This window comes from Longivirga aurantiaca (assembly GCF_042660085.1).
GTDB lineage: Bacteria > Actinomycetota > Actinomycetes > S36-B12 > CAIYMF01 > Longivirga > Longivirga aurantiaca.
The window spans coordinates 2175637-2202391 of sequence record NZ_JBHSTI010000008.1 but is presented as its reverse complement, the minus strand read 5'-3'; the positions used below and the strand labels follow the sequence as shown (position 1 = coordinate 2202391).

Here is a 26755-nt window from a genome sequence, read left to right as displayed (position 1 = left end):
GTCCGGCCGTGCGTCGCGTGGGGGTGCTGGGCGGAACGTTCGACCCGATCCACCACGGGCATCTCGTCGCGGCCAGCGAGGTCGCCTTCCGTCTCGGCCTCGACCAGGTGCTGCTCGTGCCCGCGGGGCAGCAGTGGCAGAAGACCCGTCCGGACATCAGCCCAGCCGAGGACCGTTACGCCATGACCGTCATCGCGACCGACCCCGACCCGCGCCTCGCGGCGTCCCGGGTCGACGTCGATCGTGACGGTCCGACGTTCACGGTGGACACGCTCGCCGACCTCCGGGCCGAGCTCGGCCCGGACGTCGAGCTCTTCCTCATCACCGGCGCAGACGCACTGGCCGGCCTCGCCACCTGGCACCGAGCCGAGGAGATCCCGGCGCTGGCGCACCTCGTCGGCGTGACGCGCCCGGGGCACGACCTCGAGGCCCCCGGCCGTCTGGGTCTTGCTGCCGACGCGGTCACGTACGTCGAGATCCCGGCGCTGGACATCTCGTCGTCCGACTGCCGTGCCCGCGTCGCCGCCGGCGCCCCCCTCCGCTACCTCGTGCCCGACGGCGTCGCGCAGTACATCGCCGACCACGGCCTCTACCGGGAGGCGGGCGCATGAGCGACGACCAGCACCCCGGCGACGGACCGGTGCGCGACCCCTGGGAGCTCCCGGTCCCGTCGCTCGAGCCCTATCCCGGTCAGGAGCCGCCGACCGTCGAGCCCACCGACCCCGGCACCACCGTCGGCGCCCCCGTTGGCGAGAGCGGCACGGACACCGACCCGACCGCCCCCGTGCCGGTGGTGCCGCCCGATCTCGAGGCGCCGCAGGTCGACGTCCTCTCCGAAGGTGCGGACGACGCCGTGGCAGCCGAGGCGGCCGAGGCAGCCGACCTGCCGGCGCAGGACGACCTGACGCTGGCCGAGGAGGCTGCGGGCACCGCGGCCGTGCCGGTCGTGGGGGGCCGGGCCGCGCGCCGCCGGGCCGCCGAGGCGGACGCGGAGGACGACGAGGACGAGGACGAGGACGAGGACGAGGGCGACGACGGCGACCCGGGCGACGCGGTCGGAGGGATCCCGGTCGACTGGAGCGAGGCCCAGGGCGCGGGCGGCCGTGCCGCACGCCGCCGCGCGGCCGAGGAGGCCTCCCGCGAGCAGTCGCACCGGGCCCACGGGCGGCTCGTCGTGCTGGGGGTCGCGGCCGTGGTCGTGCTGGCGCTGGCCGGCCTCGCCTACACGTGGCTCAGCCGCCAGGCGCCCGCACCCGAGCCGCAGCCCACGGCGTCGCCGACCTCGACCGCCCCCACGCAGCCGACGCTGCTGCTGCAGGTGGTCGACGACGAGGGCGTCGCCGTCTCGAACGCGCTGCTGTCGGTCGGTGGGCCGCTCGGCCGCGCCAACGTCATCTCCATCCCGCAGAACACCCTCATGGACGTCGCCACCGGCGGCACGCTGCCGTACGGCCAGATCAACCGGCTGCCCGATCCCAACGGATCTGCGGGTGCCCTCTCGGACGCGATCGGCGTCGACGTCAACGGCGCGCTCGCGCTCGACCCGGGCGCCCTCTCCGGGCTCGTGGACGCCGTGGGCGGCATCACCGCCGACGTCGACGTCGACGTCACCGAGGAGCGGGCCGACGGCACCACGCTGATCATCGTCCCGGCAGGTCCTGGTCAGGTGCTGCAGGGCAACGAGGCGGAGGCGTTCGCGACGTTCCTCGAGGAGGGGGAGACCGAGGAGGCGCGGATGGCGCGCTTCGTGCAGGTGCTGCGCCTCACCGTCGCAAAGCTGCCCGCCGACGTGACCAAGATCGAGACCATCCTCACCCAGCTCGGGGCGTCGGCCCGTGCCACCGTGCCCTTCTCCGAGCTGGCCGACTTCTTCCTGCGCCTCAACGCCGACGTGAACGCGGACGACGTCGCCTACAAGAACCTGCCGGTGCAGGGCATCGACACCGGCGGCCCTGCGGCCTACCGGGTCGACACCGAGGCGGCGGCCGAGCTCGTCAACGACCTGCTGCCCGAGGCCCTCCGCAAGCCCGGCCCCAACTCCAAGGTCCGCGTGCTGGTGCAGAACGGCGTGGGCTCGCCCGGCCTGAACGCGGCAGCGCGCACCCTGCTCGTCGAGGCCGGCTTCACCTTCGTCAACGGCGGGAACGCCGCGGCGTTCGGCCAGGCCCGGACCAACGTGATCCTGCCGGACACCTCGAAGGAGTCCCTCGCCTGGGGCGCCGACATCGTGACGGCGCTCGACCTGCCCGACTCCGCGGTGAGGGTGGCCGAGGACGGGCAGAGCGTGGCCGACGTGATCGTCGTGCTGGGCGAGGACTTCACACCCACGGCGCCCTGACCTCGACGGTTCGGCGGTCGCTCGCCCGCGTGAGAGAATCGGACGTTCCCCGTCGAAAGGACCGTCCGTGACCGCCTCCGCCCGTGCGCTGGAGCTGACTGCGATCGCTGCCGAGGCAGCCGCCGAGAAGCTCGCGGAGGACATCGTCGCGCTCGACGTGTCCGAGACCCTCGTCATCACCGACGTCTTCCTGCTCTGCTCGGCCGCCAACGACCGCCAGGTCAAGGCCATCGTCGACGGCATCGAGGAGGCGCTCGACAAGATCGACGTCGACCCCGTGCGCCGCGAGGGCGAGCGCGACGGCCGCTGGGTGCTCCTCGACTACATCGACATCGTCGTGCACGTGCAGCACGACGAGGAGCGGCACTACTACGGCCTCGAGCGGCTGTGGAAGGACGGCACGCGGATCCCGCTGCCCGAGTCCGTCGGGAAGCCGCGCGACGTCCACGCCGAGCGGGACGGCGACGCAGCGAGCGACGCGTGACCGCGCGCCGCGTCGTCCTCTGGCGGCACGGCCGCACCGCCTGGAACGCGGAGTCGCGCTTCCAGGGATCGACCGACGTCCCCCTCGACGAGGTCGGCATCGCCCAGGCCGAGCGCGCTGCGCGCGACCTCGCCACCCTCGCCCCGGCGCGCATCGTCGCGAGCGACCTGGCGCGCGCCCGGGTGACGGCCGAGAAGCTGGGCGAGATCGTCGGGCTGCCGGTGGAGACCGACCCGGACCTGCGCGAGACGTACGCCGGCCGCTGGCAGGGCCTCGTGCGCGACGAGATCATCGCGACCGACGGCGTCCACTTCCGCCGCTGGCTCTCCGGCGACGACGTCCCCGCCGGCGACGGCGAGACGCGCACCGACGTCTCGGTGCGCGTGAGCGCCGCCGTGCTCCGGCACGCCGATCTTCTGCCGCCGGGCGGGACCCTCGTGGTGGCGAGCCACGGCGGTGCGATCCGCGCGGGCATCGGCACCCTGCTGCACCTGCCGCAGGAGCACTGGACGGCGCTCGGCGGCCTCGTGAACTGCGCCTGGTCGGTGCTCGAGGAGCTGGCCGACGGCCGCTGGCGCCTGACCGAGCACAACGCCCGTTCGCTGCCCGAGGACGTGTTCGGCGACGAGTCCTAGCCCGATTTCACCTCGGGCAGCGCTCTCCCTTATGCTTTCCCGGCACGACTGCACGGGGCTGTGGCGCAGCTGGTAGCGCACCTGCATGGCATGCAGGGGGTCAGGGGTTCGAGTCCCCTCAGCTCCACCTATGGAAGATGCTCCGACCCACGCTCTTCGGGTCGGAGCATCATCCGTTCTGGCGTTCGATGGACGGGGACCTTAGCCCCCGCTGCGGGCCGCCCGACGAAGGTCTCACCCGCTGCTGGAACGGCACCCGCGGCGCGGAGAAGTGGGGCCGCTGAAGGCGCCTGCTCCCGGGCGCCGGCTCAGACCGCGTCTGAGGGAGGCTGCGCCCCCGACTCCGTCAGCCAGTCGCCGGCCCGGGCGTAGGCGACTGCCAGCGACCCGTCCGTCTCCTCGCCCTGGGCGATGAGCGCGATGGTCTCCGGCAGTCCTGCGGCTCGCAGCTGGGCGATGGTGCCGGGTTGCAGGCCGCATACGCTCAGGTGGCCGCCGGACGCGGCGAGCTGCTCGCCGTAGGCCTCGAGAGCCTTGGTGAAGGTTAGGTTGGTCCGGAGGTGGCCGCGCAGCCGCAGGACGACGGCGAAGAGCCGTTCACCTTCCCGGCCGCCGTCGCCGGGAACGGCGGGCAACTGCGCGAACAGGGCGGGAACGGAGACGAAGCCCCCCGCCCCCTCGATGTCGAGGGCGGTGACCTGCCCAGGTGCCAGTTCGGTGGGGACCGCGGCGCGACGCCAGTGGCCCGGTCCCGCGGGTTCCAGGGCGACGATATGGGTCGCCGACGCCCCGGTGATCGCCGACAGGAGCAGCGACAGGACCACGCCGACCAGGACGGCGATGTGGATCGGGACCAGCAAGGTGGCGCCCATGGTGATCAGCGCAGCAGCTGCGGAGGCCTTGCCGGTGCGCCAGGAGCGGGCCAGCGTCCGCGGCTTCAGGGAGCCGAAGCCGGCCAGGATCAGCAGCCCTGCCAGGGCTGGGATGGGCACAGCCGACAGCACCGGCCCGAGGGCGACGACGAAGACCAGCATCCAGAGGCCGCTGATGATCACCGCCCACCGCGTCCGCCCCCCAGCCATGACGTTGAACTCGGTCTGGCCGACGCTGCCTCCGACCGGTACGCCGCCGACGAGGCCTGAAGCGATGTTCGACCCGCCCTGGGCGTAGAAGTCGCGGGTCACGTCGTTGGCCGTGCCGTCGGTGTTGGGGTAGGCCACGCCGACGCCGGCGGCCTGGACCAGCACGACGATCGTGAGGGCCGCCGCCGCCGCGACCAGTGTGGGCGAGATCAGGCCCGGGTCGGGCAGGACCAGCGGGGGAAGCCCGACCGCGATGGCTCCGGACGTCGACTCCACCGTGGCCACCTCGCCATCGGTCGCCGCCAGGACGAGGGTGGGGATCGCGATGGCGATCAGTGGGGCGAGCGCCACCAGCTTTCCGCGGCCGAAGGCGATGCTGAGGGCGATGGCGGCGCCGGCGGTGAGCATCGAGGCCAGGTCGAAGGATTGCCATTGGCGCAGCGTGTTCAGCGCCTTCTCCAGCGTGGAGCCTCCGCTGGTGGTCACGCCGGTGGCGTCGGCGAGCTGGCCCAGGATCAGGATGAGCCCCACCCCGAACATGAACCCGCCCATGACCGATGCGGAGACGAACCGCATCAGCTTGGCGAACCCCAGCCGGGTTGCCAGCAGCATGAAGACGCCGGCCAGGACGGTCAGGGTCGCCAGCGTCCTCAGCGGGTCGGCGGGACCGGCGGTCATCACCTCGGCCGTTGTCACCGCCGCAGCTGAGGTGGTCGCCACCACCATGACGGTGGTCGACTGGAGCAGTCCGCCTGCCGTCGGCCCGGCGAAGGATGCGTACAGGCCTGCCATCGGGTTCGCCCCCGCGAGGACGGCCGTGGCCATCCCGTCGGGCACGGACCCGATGGCCCCCGCGAGGCCGGCCGTGGTCTCGCGCCCCCAGCGCACCTTCGTCATGGGCGGAATCCCTCCGGCCAGGCGAGCGCCTTGGACGTGATGGCGTCGAACTCGGCCTGGGCGATGGTGCCGGACGGCAGCGGGTCGTGCGCCAGCTTGATCTGCGCGGTGGGATCGGCGCGGGCCGCGAGGTTGCGGCCGTAGTCGTCCTGCTGGGCGCGCATCGCGGTGTACCGCTGCGCGTCGCGCTGGGCCGTCGTCGGGCCCTGCGTGACGACGTTGATCAGCGGGGTGAGGAACGGGATGAACAGCAGGCTGATGATCCAGCTGGCCTTGCCCCAGCCGAGGAGCGACATGCGCGTGGTCCTTCCGGCGAGGGTTGTGTGCGGCGTCGGGCCCGCGGTCAGCTGTCGAGCAGGTGGATCGCCTCGCGACGAGTGGCGAGCGCCCAGATGATGAGGACGTCGAGGGCCATGATGAGGATCGCCCACGGCGGCTGGTACGGCAGGAACATGAAGTTGCCGACGGCGCTGAGGCCGGCGACGAAGACCGCGCTGGCGGCCCACTGCAGGTCCTCGGGCGCAGGGGTGCTGCTCATGCGATGTCCTCCCGTGGTACGAGCAGTGCTACAACGGCGGTGCTGCCGCGAGCCGCCACGTCAGCTGGGAGAGGGCGAGGCGCTCGGTGTCGGCCGTGCCGTGGCGAGGAACCCGGCCAAGGCCTCCTTGACCGCCTCCAGCTTGGCGCGCGCATCGGCGATCGCCTTCTGAGCAGCCGCCACGGCCTCCGCCGTGGCGGCGTCCTCCGCCTCCTCGGCGGCGATGGCCGCCTCGGCCGCCGCCTGGGCGTCGGCCACGGCGTCCTTCGCCGCGTCCAGGTCGGCCTGGACGTCCGCCGGCACCTCCGCACCGGCGACATCGAGCACGAGCTGGTCGAGCTCCGCCTGGAGCTGCTTCGCCGGCTCGGCTATGAGCGCCTCGCCCACGACCGCCTCGACGCCCGCGAGCCGGTCCTCCACCGTGGCCAGCCGCGCGTCCAACGACGCAACCGCATCGGCCTCCGACTGCTGCGAGCAGCCTGTCAGCGCCAGCAGCGACGCAGCGACGACGATCCCTGCGAATCGAGTCCTCATCAGTCCCGCATCCCTTCAGTGGCTGTCACAGTACGTCGGTGCCTGGGCGCGACGCCCGGCAGATGATCCGGTGCACCGATCGAGGTGGCGCCCTCTCGCGCGCCGTCCCTTCGTGCCCGCTTGGCCGCGGAGAGGGGCGGAGAGGGAGCCGTCCTGGTACGGATCGCCCCCTCGCGCGGCTCCCGCCTCGACGCGCCACCTGCTGGCGGCGCGTCGAGGCGGCTATCCCGCGGCGCCGTGAGCGAGTGCGGCCCGTGATGCGGCTTCGTGCAGGGCCAGCTCATCGTCCAGAGCGCGCGGCGCGAGGTCGAAGACGACGTTGCGCACCGTCCCCGTGAACGCATACGGCGCCCGGTCCTCGTAGTCGAGGTCGACGACACCGCCGTTGTCCCGGCTGATGTCCATGCCGGCGTAGGTGCTGAAGATCAGCGAGATCGTGCGCGGCAGATCGCCCTCGCCGATCTGTCGATCGTCCGCCCACAAGGACACGCGGCCCCCGGTGCCCGGTCTGGTCTCGTCGGCCTGGAACAGCATCTTCAACGTGACATCGCCGGTCGGGATCGGCTCCTTCGACGTCTGGCGGTAGGTGTCGACGCCCAAGTACTGGTAGGTGTGGTTGAGCAGGCCGTTCTCGTCGACCCACAGCGCGAAGCCGCCGATGAAGTCGGCGAACGCCACGAGCACACCCTGCGCGCCTCCTTCCGGGACGTGCACGTCGGCCTCGATGGCGTACGAGCGTCCGTAGATCCTCGGGATCATGGTCGTCTGGATGTTCTGGACGTCACCGGCGAAGGTGAACCGGGTCTGCGTGGGCATGGGCGGGAGGATGCCGAAGAAGGCAGCGAACCCTCCGAGCAGCGGCAGCACGCGGTTGCGTTCGGCCTCCGACCAGAAGAGCTCGACCAGCTCGGCGACCTTGTCAGGGAGCTCGGCCGCGACGTTCCGGGCCTGCGAGAAGTCGTCGGCGAGGTGGTACAGCTCCCACACGTCCGCGTTCGGGTCCCATCCGCTGCCCGGACCGAACCGAGCGAGCGTCGCCGGCCCGAAGTCCCACGGCAGCTTGTCGAGCTTGGTGCAGGCCCACCAGCCGTCCTTGTAGATCGCACGGCTCCCGTACATCTCGAAGTACTGGGTGGTGTGCTGCTCCTCGGCGTCAGGGCTGTCGAAGGTGTAGGCGAAGCTGGTTCCGTCCATCGGCTCCTGCGCCACGCCGTCCACGCTCGTCGGCACGGGCAGCCCGACGACCTCGAGGATCGTGGGGACGACGTCGATGCAGTGGGTGAACTGCGTGCGCAGGCTTCCGCCTGCGGGGATCCGCTTCGGCCACGACACCACCATGGGGTCGCGAGTGCCTCCGAGGTGGCTGGCCATCTGCTTCCCCCACTGGAACGGCGTGTTGTTCGCGTGCGCCCACGCAGCCGCGAAGTGGGGTGCGGTGTGGAAGCCGCCGAGCTCGGCGATGCCGCCGTACTTGTCGATCAGCGCGAACTGCTCCTCGGCGTCGAGGACCAGCCCGTTGAAGAACGTCGTCTCGTTGAACGAACCGGTGACGGTGCCCTCCATGGACGCGCCGTTGTCGCCCCAGATGTAGATCACGAGGGTGTTGTCGAGCTCGCCCATCTCCTCCACTGCATCGAGCAGCCGTCCGACGTTCCAGTCGGCGTTCTCGGAGAACCCGGCGAAGACCTCCATCTGCCGCGCGTAGAGCTTCCGCTCCGCTTCGGAGAGGCTGTCCCATGCGGGGAAGATGTCGGGCCGCTCGGTGAGCTCGGTGTCGGGCGGGACGATGCCGAGTGCCTTCTGGCGCTCGAGCGTGCGCTCGCGGTAGACGTCCCATCCGTCATCGAACTGGCCCTTGTACTTGTCGGCCCACTCCTTGGCGACGTGGTGCGGAGCGTGCGTCGCTCCGGTCGAGTAGTAGACGAACCAGGGCTTGTCGGCATCCTGCGCGCGCACCGCGTGCAGCCACTCGACGGTCTTGTCGGTGATGTCGTCCGGGAAGTAGTAGAGCTTGCCGTCGTCGCCCTCGGGCACGCCCAGGGTCGAGTTGTCCAGGGTGATGATGGGGTCGTACTGGCCGGCTGCACCGGTCAGGAAGCCCCACCAGTGGTCGAAGCCCCACCCGGTCGGCCAGTGGTCGAACGACCCGGCCGCGCCCATGTCATGGCCGGGAGTCATGTGCCACTTGCCGAAGCCACCGGTGATGTACCCGTTCTCCTTGAGGATCCGCGGCAGGGCGGTCGTCGCCCTGGGTCGGATTCCCGTGTAGCCAGGGAAGGGGCCAGGGAACTCTGCGATACCCCCCATGCCCACGCGGTGGTGGTTGCGACCGGTCAGCAGCGCGGCGCGGGTGGGCGAGCAGACGGCCGTGACGTGGAACCGGTTGTAGGTGAGTCCCTGCTGCTGCACGCGGCTGAGGTTCGGCGTCCGGATCCCGCCCCCGAACGTGTCCGGCCCTCCGAAGCCGGCGTCGTCGATGAGCACCACGAGCACGTTGGGGGCGTCCTCGGGAGCCTTCGTGGCCGCGACGATGGACCAGTCGCCCACGGACTCGTCGATGGTGCGCCCGGCCACCCCGCTGAATGGCTTGTCCGGGACGGGCAGCACCGTCCGGTCGGGCTGGAACTTGCCCATCGCCTCGGCCAGCTTGGCCTTCAGCTCGTCGATGCCGCCCTCGTCGCTCTCCACGACGGACTTGAGCGGTGCTCCCGGCAGGGCGCGCTCGACGACAAGACGGTCCTCGGCCGGGAAAACGCCGATGATGACGGCGGTGCCTGCCTTCAGGGCCGCTCCGATCTGTTCCTGGACCACTGCCGTCAGCTTGTTGCCGGCGAAGTGACCCACCACGGCGCCGGCGGCGGCGCCCACGGCGACGGCACCGAGCATGGGCGGCGCGAACAGGCCCACCAGGACCCCGGCGCCACCGCCCCACGCAGCGCCGCGACGGCCGAGGTGGTTGCCCGTGTCCATGAGCCGCGGCTCGCCGTCCGGCCCCTTGCCGACGAGGATGATCCCCTGGCTGCTCAGCTTCTTCGCCGCCACCATGTCGGCCAGCGTCCGGAACTCGGCTTCTGCGACGTCGGCGTCTGAGTAGCCCGCGACGATCAGCATCTGCGTCTTGCTCATGGTGCTCCTCCACTGGGTGCCGGCGCAGCCGAGTGCGGATCAGGCTGGTGCTGCGCATACCAGCCCATGACATCGGCGGCGCCGCTGCCGGTCGGGACGACATCGGCCATCGTCCGCATCGGTGCGTCGATGTGCCGGAAGAACGACCGGTGGCCCGAGCAGAACCAGTTGAGCCCTGCCTCGCCACCAGGAGCGTCGATCAGACGGTCCTTCGGACAGCAGCCGCCGCAGGCGAAGCCGACATCGCACCGCCGGAAGCACTGAGGCAGGCTGTCGCGTGTCGCGGTGCCGAACGCCGTCTGCTTCGGGGAGTCGACCATCTGAAGCAGTGTCCGGGCGTCGGCCAGGCTCCCGACCCGGGTGGGCCCACCGCCCTCGAAGGCGATGACCACCTCCGCCAGACCTGCCTGCGCCTCGAGGAGCCCGACCACGTAGCCCTCGAGGACATCCTCGGGCATCCGGGAGGAGCCGCCGGGGTAGAGGGACTCATCGGCCAGGTAGAAGCAGTACTCGCAGCCGAGGTTGCAGATGGCGCCCGTGGGTGCAGACATGGCATGGAACGGCCGCGGCACCGCGGTCCACGCGTCCACCCCCATCACGAGCGACAGCATGGCCTTGTGGCGACCCGGGATGCACCGCGAATGCGGAATCTCTCGGGCGCATCTGCTGCATCGGTCGGGGCATGTGCGATGCAATGTGCGCGATGGACGAGTCGCGACGCCCTGAGCCGGCGGACCAGCAGCAGGCGGGTGACCCGACCGAGGTGCATCCGCCTCGAGCCGACCCCCGGTCCTGGAATCGCTTGCCCCCCTCGTCGGGGACCTGCGCTCATACTCCCCGCGCGTGTTGCGCGCGGATCTCGTCGCCGGCGTGGCTCTCGCCGCGATCGCGATCCCCCAATCGATGGCCTATGCGCAGACGGCGGGGCTGCCGGTCGTCTCGGGGCTCTACGGACTGCTGCTGCCGTTGGCTGTGTACGCGCTGCTCGGTTCCTCACGCAACCTGATGACGGGACCGACCGCGACCACGGCGCTCATGGTGGGGCCGGCGCTGGTCGCGATCAGCTCGGACCCGGCCGACTACCCGGTGCTGGCCGCGATGATGGCGCTCCTGGTGGCGGCGGCCTTCGTCCTCGCACGCGTGTTCCGCCTCGGCTGGGTCGCCGACTACTTCTCGACGTCGGTCCTGCTGGGCTTCCTCACGGGTCTTGCGCTCACCCTCCTCGCGGGCCAGCTCGACGAGTTCACGGGGGTCGCGGTCGAGGGCGACACCCCGCTGCAGGAGTACGCGTCGTTCCTGACCGGGTTCGTGGGGCAGGTGGACCAGCTCGAGCTCCTGGTCGGGGGCCTGTCGTTGGCGGCGCTCATGGTCGGAGCACGCTGGCTTCCCCGCTTCCCGGCACTGCTCGCGGTGACCGTCATCGCGATCGCCCTATCGTGGGCTTGGGACTTCGACGGCCTGGGCGTCACGCTGGTGGGGGACATCCCTGCCGGGCTGCCGGCCTTGGACTGGCCCGGCGTCGGAGCAGTGCAGGTGCTCCAGCTCGTCCCGATCGCGATCGCGGTCGCTCTGGTGGGCTTCGCCGACGCCATCCTCGCTGCACGCAGCTTCGCCCTCGACGGCGGCCGTCCCGTCGACGCGAACCAGGAGCTGATGGCGCTCGCCGGCGTCAACCTCGCCGCCGGGCTGTCGCAGTCCTTCCCGCTCGGATCGAGTGGATCCCGTACCGCGATCAACGTCCGGGTGGGCGGACGTACGCAGGTGGTCGGGCTCGTCCAGGTGGCCGTGGCCGCGGTGGTCCTGCTGTTCCTGACAGGCGTGCTCGCCCTCCTGCCGAAGGCCACGCTGGCAGCAGTCATCATCTTCGCCGCCCTCGGCCTCATCGACCTCCAGGCCTGGAGAGCGCTCTGGCGGGGCTCACGGCCCGAGTTCGCGATCGCTGGAGTCCTGGTCCTGGGGATGATCACGATCGGCCTGCTGCCTTCGCTGATCCTCGCCGTCCTTCTGTCCATCATCGACGTCGTGCGTACGAGCGCACAGCCCCGCGACGCAGTGCTGGGCTGGGACCCGGTGGCGCGCCGCTTCGTCGACGTCCAGCGACGGCCGAAGGCGAGGGTCGTGCCCGGAGTCGTCGTCTACCGTCTTGACGACCGGCTGTTCTTCGCCAACAGCCGCTACTTCGCCGGCCGCGTCCGAGAGGCGGTGGACGGCGCCCCGCACGAGGTGCGTGCGGTAGTGCTCGACGCGGAGGCCGTGGTGAGCCTCGACGCTTCGGGCGCCGAGGGGCTGCGGAAGATGATCGAGCAGCTGCGCGACAAGGGGATCCAGTTCGTGATCGCACGTTCCCGTCGCGCCTTCGATCAGCATCTGGAGGCGCTCGGCCTCACCGACCTGCTTCCGGACACGTCCCGCTTCCCCACCGTGCGGGCAGCCGTCCTGGCGATGTCCGGAGTCGATGTCGAGGCGATTCCCGCCGACTGAACGATCTGGGCGAGCCGCGTCGTCAGCGGCCTCGCAGCGACCGCGCAGAGGTAGGGCGCGCTCTGCCCGATCTCATGGCGGTCGCCGTTCCACGCGAGGTGCCAACGAGCGGGACACACCGCCGCGATGGCTACCTACGATCGCCGAGGGCTCCAGCCGCCGCAGCCGCAACAGGCCGTCCCGGACTGCCCGCCAGCCGCCGGAGCCGCCCCGGCATCACGGCGTCACGGCGACGGAGAGCAGGGCGCCGTGAACGGCGCGGCAGGTGCGTCGACGTGGGTGCAGGGACCGGGTTCGTCGCACCGCAGGCCCGGGCGCTGACGGAGGTCTCGTCGGTCCGTTCGGCCTCCGCCGCGGTCGTGGTCGTCCGGTCAGCGGGGCGTTCACCCGCGCAGCCCACGGATCGTCACCCATCCGGCGCAGTTTCGTCGCAGATGGCGTTCCGGCGGTAACGGGTCGCAGTGGAGCGTCGTTCCTCGCCCAGACGGGCACACCGCCCGGCCGACGTGAGGAATCCACATGCTGCTCACCGCCCTGCTCACCTCCAAGGCTGCCGCCGCGGCCGTGAGCGCCGTCCTTCTCGCCGGCGGTGCCGCCGCAACGGTTGCCCTGCCCGTCGCGCTCGCAGGCTCGGACGAGCCCACGGTCACCAGCACCGACCCCACTAGCGCGTCGACCGGTGACGAGACGGCCGCCGATGACCCGACCACGGCGTCCGACGACACCACCGACGAGGTCGCGGACGACGCGACGAGCCCCGCCGCCGAGGAGTCGGCGACCACCGGCCCGGACGCCACCGGACCGGCCGCCTACGGCCTGTGCACCGCGTGGGCGCACGGCGGCCTGACCCAGGACAAGGCCGACGCGGGCAACCCCGCTGCTGCTGCGCTCGTCGCCGCTGCCGGCGAGGGCACGGTCGAGGACTACTGCGCCCAGGTCTACCTCGACAAGAAGGGCACGCCGGAGGCCACCGACGACGGCACCGACGCACCGGCCACCGAGCCCGGCGCGAACGGCAAGGCCAAGGCTGCCGACAAGAAGGCGGGTCACGGCAAGCCCGCCCACGCAGGCAAGCCGTCCGACGCTGGCCAGCGCCCCTGACCGTCCGCGCTCCGCACGACCACCCCGGACACCCCGGCGGCCGGCTCCCACACCCTCGGAGCCGGCCGCTGGGGTGTCCGGCCGCAACGGGCGGAAACCTCGGCGTGACACCGTCTCAGTAGGCTGAGGAACGAGCCACGGCGGACGGAGGGCGCGTGACCTGCAGGGCAGTCGTGACCACGACCTGCGCTGCCGCGCCATGAGCACGCACGACCTCTACCTGGTGCTGCTCGTCGGCACCGGGGTGCTGCTGCTCGCCGTCGTCTCGGTGCGCTTCTCGCGCTGGGCAGGCCTCCCGACCCTGCTGATCTACCTCGGCTTCGGCCTCGTCCTCGGCGAGGCGGGGTTCGGCATCGAGTACGAGGACGCGGCGCTGACCCGCGTGCTCGGCTTCGTCGCGCTGGCGATCATCCTGGCCGAGGGCGGCTTCACGACCCGATGGGACGCGATCCGACCCGTGCTTGGCCGTTCGCTGATGCTCGCGACGGTCGGCGTCGCCGTGAGCGTCGCCGTCACCGCGGGGTTCCTGCACTTCCTGCTCGGCCTCGACCTGCGCACGGCCCTGCTGTTCGGCGCGGTCGTGTCGTCGACCGATGCTGCCGCGGTCTTCTCGGTGCTGCGCCGGCTGCCGATCAAGCGACGTGTGTCGTCAACGCTCGAGGCCGAGTCGGGGCTCAACGACCCGCTGGCCATCCTGCTCGTGACGCTGCTCTCCTCCGACGGCTGGGACGCGCTGAACCCCTGGTCGACCGCAGCCCTGGTCGTCTACGAGCTCGTCGGGGGAGTGCTCATCGGCCTGGCGATCGCGCGGCTCGGCCAGGAGATGCTGCGCCGCGTCGCACTGCCGTCGTCGGGCCTCTACCCGGTCGCGACCGTCGCGCTGGCGATGCTGGCCTTCGCCGCCGCCGGAGCGGTGGAGGCGTCGGGCTTCGCCGCCATCTACGTCGCCGCGCTCTGGCTCGGGAACGCCCAGCTGCCGCACCGCTCGACGACCGTCGGATTTGTCGAGGCCCTGGGCTGGATCGCGCAGATCGGGCTGTTCGTGCTGCTCGGCCTGCTCGCGAGCCCGGACCGCCTCCTCGACGCGCTGCCCACCGCGCTGGTGCTCGGCACCGTGCTGCTCGTGATCGCGCGGCCGGCGTCGGTGGTGCTGTCGACGTTCCTCTTCCGGGTCGGCGTGCGCGAGCAGGCGTTCCTGTCCTGGGCCGGGCTGCGGGGCGCGGTGCCGGTCGTGCTCGCGACGATCCCGCTCAGCCAGGGGCTGCCGGTGGCGCAGGAGATCTTCGACGTGGTCTTCCTGCTCGTCGTGGTCTTCACCCTGATCCAGGCGCCGCCGCTGCCCTACCTGGCCCGCCGGCTGGGCGTGGTGGATCGCGAGCACACGGCCGAGATCGAGGTGGAGGCCGCGCCGCTCGAGGACATCTCGGCCGACGTGCTGCAGTTCGAGGTGCCGCTCGAGTCCAAGCTGCAAGGGGTCACGATCGGCGAGCTGCGGCTGCCCAAGGGAGCGGTCGTCAGCCTGATCGCGCGTGACCGTGAGCCGCTGGTGCCTGCGCGCGAGATGCGGCTGCGCAGCGGCGACCAGATCCTCATCGTGGTTCCGCGCGCGGTGCGCAGCCAGGTCGAGCGACGGCTGCGCGCGGTCAGCCGCGCCGGCCGGCTCGCGGGCTGGTACGGCGAGAAGGGCGATCCCGACCCGGATGTAGTGCAGACCGACATCGAGGTGCTGCGCGCCCGGTTCCGGCGTACCCGCACCGACCCCGCGGACTGATCCGGGCGTCGGATAGCGTGCGGCGCGTGGACGAGCTGCGCACCGACGACGCGATCACCGCGACGTTCACGCCTCTCGGCGTCGAGCGCGCCGCCGACCTGGCGATCGAGCGCTACGGCCTGCAGGTCACGGGTATCCGTCGGTTCGACACCGAGCGCGACGACACGTTCCGCGTCTCGGTCGGTGAGCAGCGGTACGTGCTGAAGATCGCGAACCCCGCCGACGACCTCGATGTCATCGCGATGCAGCTCGCGGCGCTCCAGCACGTCGCGGCCGTGGACCCCGGCTTCCCCGTGCCCCGGGTGGTGCTCGACCGCGACGGCTCGGCGTCGTCCTGGATCGACGGCGCCGACGGCGAGCCCCGGCTCGTGCGCGTGCTGTCGTTCCTGCCGGGCCGCACGCTCGACTACGACCGGACGACGCCCGAGCAGCGTCGCGCAGTCGGCGCCGCCATCGGCCGGCTGTCGCAGGCGCTCGAGCGGTTCTCGCACCCCGGCGCCGACCGGGTGCTGGCGTGGGACCTGCAGAGGCTCGCGACCCTGCGACCGCACCTGGCGCACATCGACGACGCCGAGGCCCGCGCTGATGTCGAGGCCGAGCTCGACCGGTACGCCACCGTGACGGAGCCTGGACTCGCGCGCGTGCGGCACCAGGTGGTGCACAACGACGCCAACATGGACAACGTCGTCGTCGACGACGAGGGCTGGGTCAGCGGCATCCTCGACTTCGGCGACATGGTGAGCACCGCGGTGGTGGCCGACCTCGCCGTCGCCATGGCCTACGCCGTCCCCTCGGTGGAGGCCCTCGCGGATCCGGCTGTCGACCCGTGGCGTCCGGCGTACGACCTCGCGGACGGCTACGTGAGCACCCGCCCGCTGACCGCCGACGAGATCGACCTGCTGCCGCACCTGGTGCGGGCGCGGATGGCGCAGCGGATGCTCGTGAACTCATGGCTCGCCGCGACCAACCCCGACAACGCCCACCACACGCTGCGTGCCAACGGCCACGCGATCGCAGCACTGCGCCGTCTCGTCGCTGCCGAGCCGCCGAACCCGGGTCAGGGGGAGTCATGAGCGAGCCCAGGACGATCGGCCCCTCGTCCTACTTCGATCCGAAGGACGTCGACCGGCTCGACCCGGTCACCGGTGATCTCGTGCGCCGCCGCATCGACGCGCTCGGCCCGTCGTACCGGCTCTTCTACCGCCGGCCGCTGCACATCGTGCGCGGCTCGGGCACGAAGCTGTACGACGTCGACGGCGTGGAGTACCTCGACACGTACAACAACGTGCCCTCGGTCGGGCACGCGCATCCGCGGGTGACTGCTGCGATCGCCGAGCAGGCCGCCGTGCTGAGCACCCACACGCGCTACCTCCACGAGTCGATCGTGCGCTACGCCGAGGACCTGCTCTCGACGCTGCCCGACGAGCTCGGGCACGTGGTCTTCACGTGCACCGGCTCCGAGGCGAACGACCTCGCCCTGCGGATCGCCAAGAAGCACACGGGCGGCACGGGCGTGATCGTGACGCGCAACGCGTACCACGGCGTCTCGACCGAGATCGCGTCGATCTCGCCGTCGCTCGTGGGGGTCGATGCGCTGCCGGACTGGGTGCGGTGGGTGCCGGCGCCGGACCCGCGCCGCGTCGACTGGTCGGGCTACGCGTCACTGGGGGAGTGGTTCGCCGCGCAGGTGCAGGCGGGAATCGACGACCTCGCGGCGAACGGGGTGCGGTTCGCCGCGTTCGTCGCCGACTCGATCTTCGCCTCGGACGGCGTGCTCGCCGACCCCGTCGGCTTCCTCGCGCCGGCGCGCGCCGTCGTCGCGGCCGCGGGCGGCGTCTACCTCGCCGACGAGGTGCAGCCGGGGTTCGGCCGCACGGGCGATGCGATGTGGGGCTTCGAGCGGCACGGGACCGCCGCCTCGCCGTTCGTGCCGGACGTCATGACGATCGGCAAGCCGATGGGGAACGGGTTCCCGGTCGCGGCCACCGTGCTGACCCCCGAGGTCGTCGCCGAGTTCGGCCGTGACATGCGCTACTTCAACACCTTCGGCGGCAACGCCGTCGCCATCGCCGCCGCGCAGGCGGTGCTCGACATCGTGCGCGACGAGGGGCTGCAGGACAACGCGCGCGTCGTCGGCGCGCACCTGCAGGAGTCCTTGCGCGCGCTGCAGTCGCAGCACCTCGCCATCAGCGACGTCCGCGGTGCCGGACTGTTCGTCGCGCTCGAGTTCGGCCTCGAGTCGTACGCTGCGGCCGAGGATCTCACGCTCGCCGTCGTCAACGGGCTGAAGGAGCACCACGTGCTCGTCGGCACCGCCGGCATCTACAACGACGCGTTGAAGATCCGGCCGCCGCTCTGCTTCTCGATCGAGGACGCCGACCGCTTCGTGACCGAGCTCGACGCCGTGCTCACCGAGCTGGGCCAGTGAGCCGATGATGCGGCACGTCCTGGTGTTCGGCGACTCGCTGGCGTTCCACGGCCCCGACCAGGCGCACCGGCCGAGCGACCCGCGGCTGTACCCGCAGGTGATGGCAGCTGCGCTCACCGAGGCTCTCCGCGAGGACGTGCGCGCCGATCTCGTGGCCCGCCTGGGCTGGACGGCGCGCGACGCGTGGTGGTCGCTGACCAAGGACCCGAACACCTGGGGCGAGCTCATGCCACGCGCCGACGCGCTCGTGCTCGGCGTCGGGCAGATGGACCACCTCCCGGCGGCGCTGCCGACGTACCTCCGCGAGGGCATCCCGTTCGTGCGCCCGGGATCGCTGCGCCGGCGGGTGCGTACGGCGTACAACGCGGCGGCGCCGTGGGTGATCCGCGCGACCGACGGACGCCTTCGGCAGCTGCCGCAGGCCGCGACCGACCACTACCTCGGGCGCATCGTCGACGGCGTGCACCACTACCGGCCCGACATCCCGGTCGTGCTGCTCGGGCCGTCGCCGCACGCGGCGCCGTCGTACCCCTCGCACCGCCAGCACGACCCGGCGGTCTCGGCCGCCCGTCGGTGGTCGGCCGCCCACGGCACCGGCCTCGTCGAGCTCGACGCGATCGTGGCGCCGTCCCTGGCAGCGGGCACCGGCAACCCTGACGGCATGCACTGGGGCTGGGAGGTCCACGACGCCATCGGCCGCGCGCTCGCGGCGGAGCTCGCCGCGCGCTGGGCCTGATCGCCGCGGATCTTCCCGTTGACGGCCCTTCGCTGCCGGGCGGTGGCTAGGTTCGGGCTATCTGCGCGCCTTCGGCGAGGCGGTGGTGCGCGGCAGGGCGATTCCGCGCCGGGGACCTGGAAGGGGATGCACGATGGCCGTGGAGTGGAAGGGGAAGGTCGCTCTCGACATCAGGGACGCCGAGCCGGACTGGGCCCCGTTCCTGGCGCCGCAGGCGCCGAAGGGTTCGCCCAACGTCCTGGTCATCTGCTGGGACGACGTGGGCTACGGGACGATGGAGTCCTTCGGCGGCCCCGTGCGCACCCCGGCGATGACCCGCATCGCAGAGCGGGGCGTGAAGCTCGCCAACTTCCACACGACCGCCCTGTGCTCGCCGACGCGAGCCTCCCTGCTCACGGGCCGCAACGCCACGAGCAACGGCATGGCGACCATCGCCGAGTTCAGCTCCGGATTCCCCGGCATCTCCACACGCATCCCGTTCGAGAACGGGCTCATCTCCGAGGTGCTCGTCGAGCAGGGCTACAACACGTACTGCGTGGGCAAGTGGCACCTGACCCCCGGCGAGGAGACGGGTATGAGCGCGTGGAAGCGCCGCTGGCCCCTGGGCCGCGGGTTCGAGCGCTTCTACGGCTTCCTCGGCGGTGAGGCGAGCAGCTGGTTCCCCGACCTCGTGCACGACAACCACCCGGTCGAGCCGCCGTCGACGCCGGCCGAGGGCTATCACATCGCCTGGGACCTCACCGACAGGTCGATCGAGTTCATCAAGGACTCCACCACCATCGACCCGGACAAGCCCTGGTTCCTGTACTTCTCGCTGGACGCGGCGCACGCCCCGCACCACGTGTGGCCGGAGTGGGCGGACCGCTACAAGGGCGTCTTCGACGAGGGCTACGAGGCCATCCGCGAGGGGATCCTCGCCCGCCAGGTCGAGCTGGGGCTCCTTCCTGAGGGCACCGAGCTCTCGCCCATCAACCCGCACGGCGAGCCGATGCGGACCGGCCCCGACGGGCAGCCCTGGCCGCTCCTCGACACCGTCCGCCCGTGGGCGACCCTGAGCGACGACGAGAAGCGCCTCTTCGTCCGCATGGCCGAGGTCTTCGCGGGCTACGTCGAGTACACCGACAGCCAGGTCGGCCGTCTGCTGGACTTCCTCGAGGAGAGCGGGCAGCTCGACAACACGATCGTCGTCGTGGTCAGCGACAACGGCGCCAGCGGCGAGGGCGGCCCCAACGGGACGTACAACGAGTGGCAGTTCTTCAACGGCGTCGCCACGCCGACCGAGCTGTCGCTGCAGCACATCGACGAGCTCGGCGGCCCGGAGACGCACAACCACTACAACACCGGATGGGCCTGGGCCTTCGACACCCCGTTCCCCTACTGGAAGCGGTGGGCGGGGTACGAGGGCGGCATCGCCGACATGTGCATCGTGTCCTGGCCCGCGCGGATCCCCGCCGACTCCGTGCCGCGCCAGCAGTACGTCCACGCGGTCGACGTCGTCCCCACGATCTACGACCTCATCGGGCTCGAGCCGCCGGCGGAGGTGGCCGGGTACACGCAGTCGCCCCTCGAGGGCGAGAGCTTCGCCGCAGCGCTCACCGACCCGGCAGCGCCGGCGAAGTCGACGCAGTTCTACGCCATGCTCGGCCAGCGCTCGGTCTACGAGGACGGCTGGCTGGCGTGCACCCTGCACCCGCCGCTGTCGGGCTGGGGCAAGTTCGAGGAAGACGAGTGGGAGCTCTACCACGTCGCGGAGGACCGGGCGCAGGCCCGCAACGTCGCGGCCGAGCACCCGGAGAAGGTTCAGGAGCTCGTCGCACGGTGGTTCGAGCTCGCCGACCAGTACCACGGCCTGCCCCTCGACGACCGCAACGCGCTCGAGCAGACGCTGTCGCCGCGGCCGTCGGGCGCGCCCCCGCGCGACCGCTACGTGTTCTACCCGGACACGGCGCCGGTGCCCGAGCTGTCGGGTCCCCGGTTGCCCGGCCGTTCGTACACGGTGTCTGCCGGCGTGACGCTCGAATCCGCGGACGCCGAGGGCGTGCTCTACGCCCACGGCGGGGTGTCCGGGGGCCACAGCCTCTACGTGCAGGGCGGCCGCCTGGCCTACGCCTACAACTGGCTGGACATAGAGACGACCACGGTGGTGGCCGATCGCGCGATCACGCCGGGGGCGCACGTCTTCACCGCCGAGTTCAGTGCCGAGGGCAAGAGCGCCCCACCGCGCCCCGGCGCGGCCGGGACGCTGCGGCTGTACGTCGACGGCGAGGAGGTCGGCACGTCACCGCTCGTGACACAGCCGGGCTTCTTCAACGCGACGGGGGACGGGCACTGCGTCGGCCGCGACGACGGATCCCCGGTGACCCGCGCGTACGTCGCACCGTTCCGGTTCACCGGCGGCACGATCGACCGCGTGGTCATCGACCTCAGCGGTACGCCGTACCGAGACCACGAGGCCGAGGTGAGAGGGTGGTTCATGCTCGACTGAGCGACGGACGCCGGGCGCTGCCCGCAGGGGAGGGGGGTCGATGACCGGTCCGCAGGCTCCGCGTGTCTTCCACGTGATGAGCAAGCCGACGGGCGCGATCTGCAACCTCGACTGCGACTACTGCTTCTTCCTGTCCAAGGAGTCGCTGTACCCCGGAAGCGAGTTCCGGATGCCCGACGAGGTGCTCGAGGCCTACGTCACGCAGCTGCTCGCCGCGCACCGGGGTGCTGACGAGGTCGTGGTCGCGTTCCAGGGCGGCGAGCCCACGCTCATGGGCACCGACTTCTTCCGTCGGGTCGTCGAGCTCGAGCGCCGGTACGCCGTGCCGGGCCAGCACGTGCTCAACACGGTGCAGACCAACGCCACCCTCGTCGACGACGAGATGGCCGCGTTCTTCGCCGAGCAGGGGTTCCTCGTCGGGGTGTCGATCGACGGACCGCGCGAGATGCACGACGCCTACCGCGTCGACAAGGGCGGGAAGCCGACGTACGACCGGGTGATCGCGGGGCTACGCACCCTGCAGAAGCACGGCGTCGAGTGGAACGCGCTCACGACCATCAACGCCGCGAACGCCGACCACGGGCTCGAGGTCTACCGCTTCCTGCGCGACGAGCTGGGCGCGCAGTACATCCAGCTCATCCCCATCGTCGAGCGGGTGACGCCGGAGCTGCTGCCCCTGGCGGAGGCGGGCTGGGGCTCGCGGGCGCGCGACCGGCCGCTGTACAAGCAGGAGGGCGACCTCGTCACGACCCGGTCGGTCGGCGCCGCGCAGTACGGCCAGTTCCTCGTCGAGGTCTTCGACGAGTGGGCGCGCAAGGACGTCGGCGACGTCTTCGTGCCCGTCTTCGACACCGCGCTCGCGCACTGGCTCGGCATGCACCAGACCGGCGCCTGCGTGCACGCGCAGGTCTGCGGCGAGGCGCTCGCGCTCGAGCACAACGGCGACCTCTACTCCTGCGACCACTACGTCGAGCCCGCGCACAAGCTCGGCAACATCGCCGAGGGCAGGACGCTTCTGCAGATGGTCGACTCGCCGCAGCAGAAGGCGTTCGGCCGCGCCAAGCTCGACACGCTGCCGGCGTACTGCCGCTCCTGCGACGTGCGGTTCGCCTGCAACGGCGGCTGCCCGAAGGACCGGTTCCTCACGACGCCGGACGGCGAGCCGGGCCTGCACTACCTGTGCGAGGGCTACCAGCGGTTCTTCCGGCACGTCGACGAGCCCATGCAGGTCATGGCCGCGCTGCTGCGCAACGGGCAGGACGCCACGGGTCTTCGCGGCTGGTACGCCGCCCGGGACGCCCGCGGGTAGCGTGCAGCGCATGGCTGAGCCGACCCGCTGGGCGACCGAGACACCGGACGAGCACTCAGCGCAGTACGTCGCCACGTTCCGCGCGTACGCCGCCGAGGGGCGCGATATCTCGGGCGAGGCGAGGCTCCTGGACGCGCTCGTGCCGCCGGGGTCGCGGGTGCTCGACGCCGGCTGCGGCACCGGGCGCGTGGGCGCCGAGCTGCATCGCCGCGGCCACGAGGTCGTCGGGGTGGACGCCGACCCCGTGCTCGTCGCCGCCGCCCGCGAGGACCACGCCGGGCCCGCGTGGCACGTGGCCGACCTGACCGAGCTCGACCTCGCGGCCGAGGGCCACACCGAGCCGTTCCACGGCGCGGTCGTGGCCGGCAACGTCATGGTGTTCGTCGCACCCGGCACCGAGGGCGCCGTGCTCGAGCGCCTCGCCGCGCACCTGGTCGACGACGGCCCCGCGGTGCTCGGCTTCGCCACCGGTCGCGGCTACGAGCCCGATCACCTCGCGGACGATGCTGCGACCGCCGGGTTCGACGTCGAGCACCTGTTCTCCACGTGGGACCTGCGGCCCTGGCGCGACGACGCCGACTTCGTGGTCGCCGTGCTCCGCCGTAGGTCGAGGTCCTGACCTGGCCACGGCGGCCATCCTGCGCGAGGAGGCACGCCCGGCTCGGCTATCCTGAGCGGGTGCGAAACGGCCTCCTGCTTACGGGGCCGCACCGGAACGACAGCCGCTAGGCATCCCCGCCGGCGGCACCGGTGCGGCTGACCCCTCCTGCGTGAGGGGTCTTTCCTTGTCCGGGGCCATGACGAGCTGACGAGAGACATCGATGAGCCAGAGCGACACCACCGCCGAGTTCGACGGCCGCGAGGCCGGGTACGACGTCCACGCCGTGCAGGAGAAGTGGCTGCCGGTCTGGGACGAGATCGCGCCCTTCCGCAGCGGTCGGCCCGACGACGCGCGCCCGAAGAAGTACGTGCTCGACATGTTCCCGTACCCGTCCGGCGACCTCCACATGGGCCACGCCGAGGCGTACGCGCTCGGCGACGTCATCGCGCGCTACTGGGTGCAGCAGGGCTTCAACGTCATGCACCCGATCGGCTGGGACTCCTTCGGCCTGCCCGCGGAGAACGCCGCCATCAAGCGCGGCGCCGACCCGGTCAAGTGGACGGCGGAGAACATCGAGCAGCAGCGCTCGTCGATGCGCCGCTACGCCTGCTCGTTCGACTGGGACCGCGTGCTGCACACGAGCGACCCCGGCTACTACCACTGGAACCAGTGGATCTTCCTGCAGATGTTCGAGCGGGGCCTGGCCTACCGCAAGGACAGCAACGTCAACTGGTGCCCCAACGACCAGACCGTGCTGGCCAACGAGCAGGTCGTGCAGGGTCGCTGCGAGCGGTGCGACGCCGTCGTCACCAAGAAGAAGCTCACGCAGTGGTACATGCGCATCACCGACTACGCCGACCGCCTGCTCGACGACATGTCGCAGCTCGAGGGCGCGTGGCCGGAGAAGGTGCTGCTCATGCAGCGCAACTGGATCGGCCGGTCGACCGGTGCGCACGTGCACTTCGCGATCGAGGGGCGCGACGAGCCGGTCACCGTCTACACGACGCGCCCCGACACGCTGTTCGGCGCGACCTTCTTCGTGGTGGCAGCCGACTCCGACCTCGCCGCCGAGCTGGCCGCGGGCACGGACGCGCAGGCCGACTTCGAGGCGTACCTCGAGACGGTGAAGCAGGTCAGCGAGATCGACCGCCTGTCGTCCGAGCGGGTCAAGACCGGTGTCTTCCTGCAGCGCTATGCGATCAACCCGGTCAACGGCGAGCGCATCCCCGTGTACGCCGCGGACTACGTGCTGGCCGACTACGGCACCGGCGCGATCATGGCCGTGCCGGCGCACGACCAGCGCGACTGGGAGTTCGCCACGGCGTACGGCCTGCCGATCGTGCAGGTCGTGCAGTCGCCGGACGACTTCGACGACAGCGCGGCGGCGTACGCCGGCGACGGTCCGGCCGTGAACTCGGGCTTCCTCGACGGCCTGCGCAAGGCCGACGCCATCGAGCGCATGGTGGCGTGGCTGGAGGAGAAGGACCTCGGCACGGGCGCGATCAACTACCGCCTGCGCGACTGGCTGATCTCGCGTCAGCGCTACTGGGGCACGCCCATCCCGATCATCCACTGCCCGTCCTGCGGCGAGGTCCCCGTGCCGGAGGACCAGCTGCCCGTCGTGCTGCCCCCCACCGACGGTCTCGATCTGTCGCCCAAGGGCCAGTCGCCGTTGGCCGCGGCCGAGGACTGGGTCAACGTCCCGTGCCCGCGCTGCGGTGGTGCTTCCCGTCGCGACAGCGACACGATGGACACGTTCGTCGACTCGTCGTGGTACTTCCTGCGCTTCCTCGACCCGTCGCGCACCGACGTCGCCTTCGACCCGGCGCAGGCGCGCGAGTGGGCGCCCGTCGACCAGTACACCGGCGGCGTCACGCACGCGATCCTGCACTTGCTGTACGCGCGCTTCTTCACCAAGGTGCTGCACGACATGGGCCTGGTCGACTTCGAGGAGCCCTTCACGCGCCTGCTCAACCAGGGCATGGTCGGCATGAACGGCGCCACCATGAGCAAGTCGCGCGGCAACCTCGTGCGGCTGTCCGACGAGCTGGAGACCAACGGCGTCGACGCCGTCCGCCTCACGATGGTGTTCGCCGGCCCGCCGGAGGACGACATCGACTGGGCCGACGTCTCGCCCAGCGGCTCGAAGAAGTTCCTGTCGCGCGCCTGGCGCCTGTCGGGTGACGTCACGAGCCCTGTCGGGGTCGACGTGACCACCGGCGACCTCGCGCTGCGCCGTGCCACCGCCAAGGCGGTCGACGAGGCGACCAAGGCCGTGGAGTCGTTCCGCTTCAACGTCGCCGTGGCCAAGACGATGGAGCTGGTCAACGCCGCCCGCAAGGCGATCGACTCCGGCGTCGGCGGCGGCGACCCCGCGGTGCGCGAGGCGGCCGAGGCCGTCGCGATCATGCTGTCGCTGGTGGCGCCGTACACCGCCGAGGAGATGTGGGAGCGGCTCGGTCACGAGCCGACGGTGGCGCTGGTCGGCTGGCCGTCGGTCGATCCCGCGCTGCTCGTCGAGGACACCGTGACCTGCGTCGTGCAGGTGGCGGGCAAGGTCCGCGACCGGCTCGAGGTGCCGCCGTCGATCGGCGAGGACGAGCTGCGCGAGCTGGCGCTGGCCTCGCCCGCGGTGGTCGCCTCGCTCGGCGGTGCCGGCATCCGCACGGTGATCGTGCGCGCCCCCAAGCTCGTGAACATCGTCCCGGCGTAGGGTCGGCGCATGGGCAGGGTCGCGGTCGTCACCGACTCGACCGCCTACCTGCCCGCCGACCTCGTCGCGTCGCACGGCATCACGGTCGTGCCGGTGCAGGTCGTCGTCGACGGCACGGCGTACGACGAGGGCACGGAGATCACGCCGACCGAGGTGGCCGCGGCGCTGCGGCGCTGGGGCGTGGTGACCACGTCTCGGCCCTCGCCCGAGCGGTTCGCCCAGGCGTACGCCGCTGCTGCGGCAGCCGGTGCCGACGGCATCGTGTCGGTGCACCTGTCCGGGGACATGAGCGGCACGGTCGACTCGGCGACGCTCGCCGCCCGCGACGCCCCTGTGCCGGTCGAGGTCGTCGACTCGCGCACGGTCGCGATGGCGATGGGCTTCGGCGTGCTCGACGGCGCGCGCGCAGCCGGGGCGGGCGGCTCGCTGCAGGAGGTGGCCGACGTCGTCCGCGCGCGGGTTGGAGCGTCGTCCGCGCTGTTCTACGTCGACACCCTCGACTACCTGCGCCGCGGCGGCCGCATCGGCGCCGCCCAGGCGCTGCTCGGCCAGGCGCTCGCGGTCAAGCCGATCCTCGAGCTGATCGACGGTCGCGTCGCCCCGCTGGAGAAGGTGCGCACGTCGTCCCGCGCCCTCGCGCGGCTCGAGGAGATCGTGGTCGAGCGCGCGGACGGCCGTCCGTGCGACATCGCCGTCCACCACCTCGACGCCGCGGAGCGTGCGAGCGCCCTCGCAGCCAAGCTGCACGCGCGCCTCGACGACTCGGTCGTCCTCGTGAGCGAGGTCGGCGCCGTCGTGGGCGCGCACGTCGGCCCGGGCATGGTCGCCGTCGCGGTGTCGCCGCGGCCCGTGGCGTGATGCCGACGTACGACGGACTCGCCGCCATCTGGGAGTCGAGCAGCACGATGGTGCAGGTGCTGCTCGTGCTCCTCGCCGCGGTGATCGGCTACTGCGTCGGGATGCTGAACCCGGCCACGGGCATCGCCCGCCTGCGCGGCACCGACCTCTCCGCGGTGGGCTCGGGGAACCCGGGTGCCACCAACGCGGGCCGCGCCTTCGGCTGGAAGGTCGGTGTCGTCGTCGGCGTCCTCGACATCCTCAAGGGGTACGTCGTGGTCGTTGGGTTCGAGGCGTTCGGGCTGCACGTGCCGGCGCTCGTCGCCGGGCTCGCCGCCGTCCTCGGGCACGTGACGTCGCCGCTGCTGCGCGGCAAGGGCGGCAAGGGGGTCGCGACGTCGTTCGGCGCGATCCTCGCCGTGCAGCCGATCTGGGCGGTCCCGGTGCTCGTGGTGTTCGGCATCGCGTGGGCGATCACGCGGCGCATCGGCCTCGCCTCGGTCGCCGGCTGCCTGATGCTCGTGCCGGCGGCGCTGTGGTTCGATGACCCGACGAGCGACGTCGTCTTCGCCGCGCTCCTCACGATCCTCGTCGTCGTCCGGCACCGGAAGAACCTCCAGGCTGCCGTCACCCGCTCCTGAGTACGGCAGGACACGCGC

22 protein-coding genes and 1 tRNA gene are annotated in these 26755 nt (G+C 71.7%); 17 read left to right on the top strand and 6 right to left on the bottom strand.

From position 1 onward, the window contains the following. The first annotated feature begins 8 nt into the window (after positions 1-8). The 5 genes from nadD (at position 9) to ACFQGU_RS14475 (ending at position 3584) form a co-directional block, all read left to right on the top strand. Positions 9-611, top strand: a complete 603-nt coding sequence (nadD, locus tag ACFQGU_RS14495; protein WP_386767858.1) for a nicotinate-nucleotide adenylyltransferase — start codon at positions 9-11, stop codon at positions 609-611. Beyond that, positions 608-2338 carry an LCP family protein gene (locus ACFQGU_RS14490; protein ID WP_386767856.1) on the top strand — a complete coding sequence of 577 codons (1731 nt, stop codon included), beginning with the start codon at positions 608-610 and terminating at the stop codon, positions 2336-2338. Before nadD ends, ACFQGU_RS14490 begins: the two co-directional genes overlap by 4 nt. 67 nt (positions 2339-2405) lie before the next feature. Continuing rightward, on the top strand, positions 2406-2822 hold the full coding sequence (gene rsfS, locus ACFQGU_RS14485; protein WP_386767854.1) for a ribosome silencing factor: 417 nt from the start codon (positions 2406-2408) through the stop codon (positions 2820-2822). Further along, entirely contained in the window at positions 2819-3457 is a 639-nt protein-coding gene (locus tag ACFQGU_RS14480; RefSeq protein WP_386767853.1) for a histidine phosphatase family protein, read from the top strand. Before rsfS ends, ACFQGU_RS14480 begins: the two co-directional genes overlap by 4 nt. 54 nt (positions 3458-3511) lie before the next feature. Then, a tRNA-Ala gene (locus ACFQGU_RS14475) sits at positions 3512-3584 on the top strand. A gap of 181 nt (positions 3585-3765) precedes the next feature. On the opposite strand, the gene ACFQGU_RS14470 is transcribed toward ACFQGU_RS14475, so the two are convergent. From ACFQGU_RS14470 to ACFQGU_RS14445, 6 genes are all read right to left on the bottom strand, one after another. After that, on the bottom strand, positions 3766-5436 hold the full coding sequence (locus tag ACFQGU_RS14470; protein WP_386767851.1) for a SulP family inorganic anion transporter: 1671 nt from the start codon (positions 5434-5436) through the stop codon (positions 3766-3768). Next, positions 5433-5732: a hypothetical protein gene (locus tag ACFQGU_RS14465; protein WP_386767849.1), complete on the bottom strand. Its 300-nt coding sequence runs from the start codon at positions 5730-5732 to the stop codon at positions 5433-5435. The genes ACFQGU_RS14470 and ACFQGU_RS14465 overlap by 4 nt, the downstream gene beginning before the upstream one ends. Before the next feature lie 47 nt (positions 5733-5779). Further along, positions 5780-5974: a DUF7144 family membrane protein gene (locus tag ACFQGU_RS14460; RefSeq protein ID WP_386767847.1), complete on the bottom strand. Its 195-nt coding sequence runs from the start codon at positions 5972-5974 to the stop codon at positions 5780-5782. Between the two features lie 60 nt (positions 5975-6034). After that, complete coding sequence (locus tag ACFQGU_RS14455) at positions 6035-6508, bottom strand: hypothetical protein (RefSeq protein ID WP_386767845.1); 474 nt, start codon at positions 6506-6508, stop codon at positions 6035-6037. A gap of 222 nt (positions 6509-6730) precedes the next feature. Then, the gene (locus ACFQGU_RS14450; RefSeq protein ID WP_386767843.1) at positions 6731-9634 is read right to left on the bottom strand and encodes an arylsulfatase; all 2904 of its coding nucleotides are present in this window, start codon (positions 9632-9634) and stop codon (positions 6731-6733) included. After that, positions 9631-10185 (bottom strand): hypothetical protein, encoded by a 555-nt coding sequence (locus tag ACFQGU_RS14445; RefSeq protein WP_386767841.1) that lies wholly within the window; start codon positions 10183-10185, stop codon positions 9631-9633. Before ACFQGU_RS14445 ends, ACFQGU_RS14450 begins: the two co-directional genes overlap by 4 nt. Positions 10186-10477: 292 nt before the next feature. Here ACFQGU_RS14445 and ACFQGU_RS14440 point away from each other — a divergent pair, with 292 nt between their 5' ends. The 12 genes from ACFQGU_RS14440 to ACFQGU_RS14385 all read left to right on the top strand — a co-directional run bounded on the left by ACFQGU_RS14440 (position 10478) and on the right by ACFQGU_RS14385 (position 26737). Further along, positions 10478-12115, top strand: a complete 1638-nt coding sequence (locus ACFQGU_RS14440) for a SulP family inorganic anion transporter (RefSeq protein ID WP_386767839.1) — start codon at positions 10478-10480, stop codon at positions 12113-12115. Positions 12116-12634: 519 nt separating this feature from the next. After that, entirely contained in the window at positions 12635-13216 is a 582-nt protein-coding gene (locus tag ACFQGU_RS14435; RefSeq protein WP_386767838.1) for a hypothetical protein, read from the top strand. Between the two features lie 199 nt (positions 13217-13415). Further along, on the top strand, positions 13416-14987 hold the full coding sequence (locus ACFQGU_RS14430; RefSeq protein ID WP_386767836.1) for a potassium/proton antiporter: 1572 nt from the start codon (positions 13416-13418) through the stop codon (positions 14985-14987). 26 nt (positions 14988-15013) lie between these two features. Further along, the gene (locus tag ACFQGU_RS14425; protein WP_386767834.1) at positions 15014-16060 is read left to right on the top strand and encodes a phosphotransferase; all 1047 of its coding nucleotides are present in this window, start codon (positions 15014-15016) and stop codon (positions 16058-16060) included. Beyond that, positions 16057-17415 carry an aspartate aminotransferase family protein gene (locus ACFQGU_RS14420; protein WP_386767832.1) on the top strand — a complete coding sequence of 453 codons (1359 nt, stop codon included), beginning with the start codon at positions 16057-16059 and terminating at the stop codon, positions 17413-17415. The genes ACFQGU_RS14425 and ACFQGU_RS14420 overlap by 4 nt, the downstream gene beginning before the upstream one ends. A gap of 4 nt (positions 17416-17419) precedes the next feature. Beyond that, positions 17420-18151 carry an SGNH/GDSL hydrolase family protein gene (locus ACFQGU_RS14415; protein WP_386767830.1) on the top strand — a complete coding sequence of 244 codons (732 nt, stop codon included), beginning with the start codon at positions 17420-17422 and terminating at the stop codon, positions 18149-18151. A gap of 133 nt (positions 18152-18284) precedes the next feature. Next, positions 18285-20636: a sulfatase-like hydrolase/transferase gene (locus tag ACFQGU_RS14410; protein WP_386767828.1), complete on the top strand. Its 2352-nt coding sequence runs from the start codon at positions 18285-18287 to the stop codon at positions 20634-20636. A 40-nt stretch (positions 20637-20676) separates the two neighbouring features. Continuing rightward, the gene (locus ACFQGU_RS14405) at positions 20677-21945 is read left to right on the top strand and encodes an anaerobic sulfatase maturase (protein WP_386767827.1); all 1269 of its coding nucleotides are present in this window, start codon (positions 20677-20679) and stop codon (positions 21943-21945) included. 10 nt (positions 21946-21955) lie between these two features. Next, the gene (locus ACFQGU_RS14400; RefSeq protein ID WP_386767825.1) at positions 21956-22564 is read left to right on the top strand and encodes a class I SAM-dependent methyltransferase; all 609 of its coding nucleotides are present in this window, start codon (positions 21956-21958) and stop codon (positions 22562-22564) included. A gap of 202 nt (positions 22565-22766) precedes the next feature. Continuing rightward, a complete protein-coding gene (leuS, locus tag ACFQGU_RS14395) occupies positions 22767-25259 on the top strand; it encodes a leucine--tRNA ligase (protein ID WP_386767823.1) in 2493 nt (830 codons plus the stop codon). A 9-nt stretch (positions 25260-25268) separates the two neighbouring features. Continuing rightward, entirely contained in the window at positions 25269-26117 is an 849-nt protein-coding gene (locus ACFQGU_RS14390; protein ID WP_386767821.1) for a DegV family protein, read from the top strand. Beyond that, positions 26117-26737, top strand: coding sequence for a glycerol-3-phosphate acyltransferase (locus ACFQGU_RS14385; RefSeq protein ID WP_386767819.1), 621 nt, complete (start codon positions 26117-26119; stop codon positions 26735-26737). Before ACFQGU_RS14390 ends, ACFQGU_RS14385 begins: the two co-directional genes overlap by 1 nt. Positions 26738-26755: the final 18 nt, after the last annotated feature.

Coding starts and splice junctions, on each gene's coding strand:
- ACFQGU_RS14490 (WP_386767856.1), top strand. CDS start 608: ATGAGCGACGACCAGCACCCCGGCGACGGACCGGTGCGCGACCCCTGG.
- ACFQGU_RS14470 (WP_386767851.1), bottom strand. CDS start 5,436: ATGACGAAGGTGCGCTGGGGGCGCGAGACCACGGCCGGCCTCGCGGGG.
- ACFQGU_RS14465 (WP_386767849.1), bottom strand. CDS start 5,732: ATGTCGCTCCTCGGCTGGGGCAAGGCCAGCTGGATCATCAGCCTGCTG.
- ACFQGU_RS14460 (WP_386767847.1), bottom strand. CDS start 5,974: ATGAGCAGCACCCCTGCGCCCGAGGACCTGCAGTGGGCCGCCAGCGCG.
- ACFQGU_RS14455 (WP_386767845.1), bottom strand. CDS start 6,508: ATGAGGACTCGATTCGCAGGGATCGTCGTCGCTGCGTCGCTGCTGGCG.
- ACFQGU_RS14450 (WP_386767843.1), bottom strand. CDS start 9,634: ATGAGCAAGACGCAGATGCTGATCGTCGCGGGCTACTCAGACGCCGAC.
- ACFQGU_RS14445 (WP_386767841.1), bottom strand. CDS start 10,185: ATGTCTGCACCCACGGGCGCCATCTGCAACCTCGGCTGCGAGTACTGC.
- ACFQGU_RS14435 (WP_386767838.1), top strand. CDS start 12,635: ATGCTGCTCACCGCCCTGCTCACCTCCAAGGCTGCCGCCGCGGCCGTG.
- ACFQGU_RS14430 (WP_386767836.1), top strand. CDS start 13,416: ATGAGCACGCACGACCTCTACCTGGTGCTGCTCGTCGGCACCGGGGTG.
- ACFQGU_RS14420 (WP_386767832.1), top strand. CDS start 16,057: ATGAGCGAGCCCAGGACGATCGGCCCCTCGTCCTACTTCGATCCGAAG.
- ACFQGU_RS14415 (WP_386767830.1), top strand. CDS start 17,420: ATGATGCGGCACGTCCTGGTGTTCGGCGACTCGCTGGCGTTCCACGGC.
- ACFQGU_RS14410 (WP_386767828.1), top strand. CDS start 18,285: ATGGCCGTGGAGTGGAAGGGGAAGGTCGCTCTCGACATCAGGGACGCC.
- ACFQGU_RS14405 (WP_386767827.1), top strand. CDS start 20,677: ATGACCGGTCCGCAGGCTCCGCGTGTCTTCCACGTGATGAGCAAGCCG.
- ACFQGU_RS14400 (WP_386767825.1), top strand. CDS start 21,956: ATGGCTGAGCCGACCCGCTGGGCGACCGAGACACCGGACGAGCACTCA.
- leuS (WP_386767823.1), top strand. CDS start 22,767: ATGAGCCAGAGCGACACCACCGCCGAGTTCGACGGCCGCGAGGCCGGG.
- ACFQGU_RS14390 (WP_386767821.1), top strand. CDS start 25,269: ATGGGCAGGGTCGCGGTCGTCACCGACTCGACCGCCTACCTGCCCGCC.
- ACFQGU_RS14385 (WP_386767819.1), top strand. CDS start 26,117: ATGCCGACGTACGACGGACTCGCCGCCATCTGGGAGTCGAGCAGCACG.